This window comes from Chitinophaga sp., from assembly GCF_036569125.1.
In the GTDB taxonomy this organism is placed as follows: Bacteria; Bacteroidota; Bacteroidia; order Chitinophagales; family Chitinophagaceae; genus Chitinophaga.
Genome location: NZ_DATCRF010000329.1, coordinates 1 through 3,410, shown reverse-complemented (window position 1 = coordinate 3,410; position 3,410 = coordinate 1). Strand labels below are relative to the sequence as shown.

Genomic DNA, 3,410 nt, shown 5'->3' with positions numbered 1-3,410 from the left:
GCCATACATACTGTATAGCGCCACCGGCATTTACCCCATTCTTAAAATCGGCATATAAATGCCATTTGCTCATGGGCTGCAAAAAAAGCTGGGTATGCGAATCAGCATCTTTTTTGCTCATCCTGTTCAGCTTTACATCTGCAATTTTTGCAGATACTTTATCCATATCAGCATGATCTGCCAGCTGTACATAAACCTGAAAAGAGTTGTTGTACCAGTTATCTTCATTGCCCGCTGTCCAGCTGGTAAGATCCAGGAACGGGGCTATGAATTTCACTTCACTGAAGCTGCTGTTCAACGGTATATCTTCATACACGCCGGTAACTGTTTCAACAAGATCATCATTTATCTTCACTACTTTTCCTACCGGGTCGGCATCGCCGAAAAGTGTTTCTGACAACGACCTGGAAAGCAAGATGGTTGAATGCTCCTTAAGCCCTGCCCTTGACCCTTTCAGCATCTTTAGCGACAGCATCTCCGGTCCATCGCTTTGCATAAAGCTGCCCTGTAAACCGGCCCGCTTATCGCCTGCGCTTACCAGTGAGTTCATGCTCCATGTGGCAAGCACCACATGCTTAAAGTCGCTGCCATAGCTGCTTTTCAGCTCCGGTCCGAGCGGCATGGGAACGCCCTTACCCGTATTAACCCTGCCGTTAAAAGTTTGATTTTGCATTACCTGCGCAATGCGGTCATAGTGCTGGTGATATTGATTAAAAGACAGCTCATCCCACACCCACAAGCCTATTAAAATGGCCACAGCCATACCTGCCGACAGCCCGGCGATATTAATGAAAGAGTATACCTTGTTCTTCACAAGGTTGCGGAAAGCGGCTTTGAAATAGCTTTTAAACATAGGGGGTGATATTAGTTGTTACGAAAGCGGCAAGCTTCTGTTCCAAGTAATATACCAGTGTAAGGTTTAGTTACAGGCTAAACCTTTAAATATAAATTTATATTTAATGTGTCCGTTTTTAATACAGTGGCTGTCCGGTATTAAATGGGCTATTCTTTTTTTAACGGCACCAATCTTACCGGCCCTAATAAGCCGGAAGGCGCCGGCGCCCAGTTAGCGGCAGAAAAAGGCTGGTAAAATACATTCACAAAATTGATCTCGTAAAAGATGCGCCACTCCTTCCCCTTTCTATCGTAACCGGCTATACGGTTTGCAGGCAGGTTGATCACTTCTACCTCCAGCGTATTTTTTCCAGGCTGCAGGTATTTGCCAATGCGTGTGCTGAAAGGCAGCGCCCATAAGGTATCCAGCGGCCGGCCATTTACCGTGATGTGCGCGCTTTCACGCACATCGCCCAGCTCCAGCAGCCAGTCACCGGCAGCAGCAGCTGGTTTATCAAAGCTAATGCGGTAGCGTGCAGCGCCTGCATAGGTTTTGGCAGCGCTGTCCGGCAGCTGTGTCCAGGAGTATAAGCTATCCAGTGTAAAGGTTTTAGCAATAGCGGGCGTAGTGTCTGTAAAAGCCAGCTCCCATTTACCTTTAAGCGGTTGCGCTTCTCCTGCCGGCTGCCAGTAAGCCCATGCAGGCCCCTGCAAAGGATGCGCGGCATTGGATGTTTTCAGGATCAGCGATTCACCGGCCTTTAGCTGCACATGTACCGCGGCCTTACCTTGCTGCTGGCGAAGCTGTGCCAGCCCGCTGTTGCCGGTGTAGGCATCAAACCAGGCAGCAGAAGCAGCGGCTGTACCTAAGGTTACCCAGCCATCAAAATCGTGCGCCTGCTGGTTGGCGATCATGTAATAACGACCCGTAGCATGCCTGCGGCGGGTGAACCGTAAGCCGCTATCCACCATGGTTTCCCGGGTTGCGGGCAACTGTTTTTCCATGGCTGCGGCGGCAGTGATCTGATTGTTTAATGACTGTTTCAATTGGGTGAATGCCTGGCGGTTTTGTTGCAAATGCGCCAGCCCCGGTACATCTTTAGGCAAATGATCCAGGAATATAACCTTAGCACCGGCTTTAGCCAGCTTGCTCAATTGCTGCAAAGTGGCCAGCGGCATGTATTCACAGGCCGGTACAATAATGGTGCGGTAGTGGTTGCCGGTAGTTTGGATCTCCCCCTTGCTTACTTTAGTTTGCTGCAGCTGCCGGTCAGAAATAAAATCTACATTATAACCCTTATCCACCAACGTAGTAGCCACATCATAAAATGGAAAGGGTTTCATCCACTCCGAAGTTTTGCCGATCACAAACTGGTAGTAACGGTCGCCCATAGGCGACTGCCATACATCGTATATGGGCCAGTACAATAGAATGTCATTGTCTGCTTCCCCATCCTGCAAAAAAGATTGCGTGCGGGTAATATAACCGGTGAATGCCGGCATATACCGCCAGAAGGTGTTGTAGGGCGAAAACTCCACCGATGCATAGAACAGCCATCCGGGCCAGGGCGCATCTTTAGGGGAATAAGGTGTACCATGAAATAGCACATGGTTGATGCCGGATAGTAACAGGTTATCCAGCTCAGGCCTGCACTGCGATAAAGGTGTTTTAAAATGTTCCGTTAACCAGGTAAAGGTTTCAGCAGATACATATTTTTTACCTGTTACATGCGCTGCTGATGCAGCAAACCGCAGCATCAGCGGGTTGGATTCTGTATGCCGGATCTCGCTACTATCAACATGTAAGCCGGGTATATTGAAATGCGTAGTACCGAAGGATTCACATTCCGGCACATCTACCGCAGCATACAGATCCAGCAGGTTGGCGGGCGAGCCATGCGCCTGGTTGCGCGTAGTGCTGCCCATTTTATGCGCCCAGCTTACCCAGTTATGGGTAAAATTTTCCAGCAGCATATCAGACATGGTTACACGATAATCGTTCACCACCCGGCGTACCGTATCCGGATCGCCATGCCCCAGGAAAGCCGGTAAATAATCTTCCAGCTTATATCCCCTGCGTTGCGCAAACTCCTGCAGCAGGTCGGCCGACCAATCAGCGCCAAACACTTCATAAGAATCATTGAAAAAGGTATGCGGCACGGGTGCTTTTGCTTTTTCAAATGCGCTGCTAAAGCCCTGCAAATATGCAGTTACCACCCTTTTTGAAAAGTGGTCCATTACCCAGCCTTCCCCGCCCGGTGAAGCACGTTTTACCTTTTGCCCTGTTTTACCATTGAACAGTGCAACCAGCTGCCAGCTGCCGGCAGGCGCCGTCCATTGTAAAATACCGGCAGGGTTAACTTTTGCTGTCAGGTTCAGGCGCTGTCCCTGCGGGCCGTAGGCCATAAGCGCCTGCAGTGGTGCAGGGGGCTGCTTTTCCTTTATAGCTGCTTTTATGGGTTCATTTAAAGATTGCCCTGCCTGCAGGGCATATTCCTTAAAGTATACTTTACCGGCTGCATCTTCCAGTGGAATACCAGGGCCGCCAAAGGGCCAGCCGGTGCCGGTGTTCATAT

Annotated in this window: 2 protein-coding genes; both read right to left on the bottom strand. The window is 49.7% G+C overall.

Annotated elements, in window-relative coordinates:
* The coding region (locus VIM87_RS12185) for an ABC transporter permease (protein ID WP_331997258.1) at positions 1 to 853 on the bottom strand (853 nt) is incomplete at its 3' end.
* Positions 854 to 1,002: 149 nt separating this feature from the next.
* The coding region (locus VIM87_RS12180; protein WP_331997257.1) for a glycosyl hydrolase at positions 1,003 to 3,410 on the bottom strand (2,408 nt) is incomplete at its 5' end.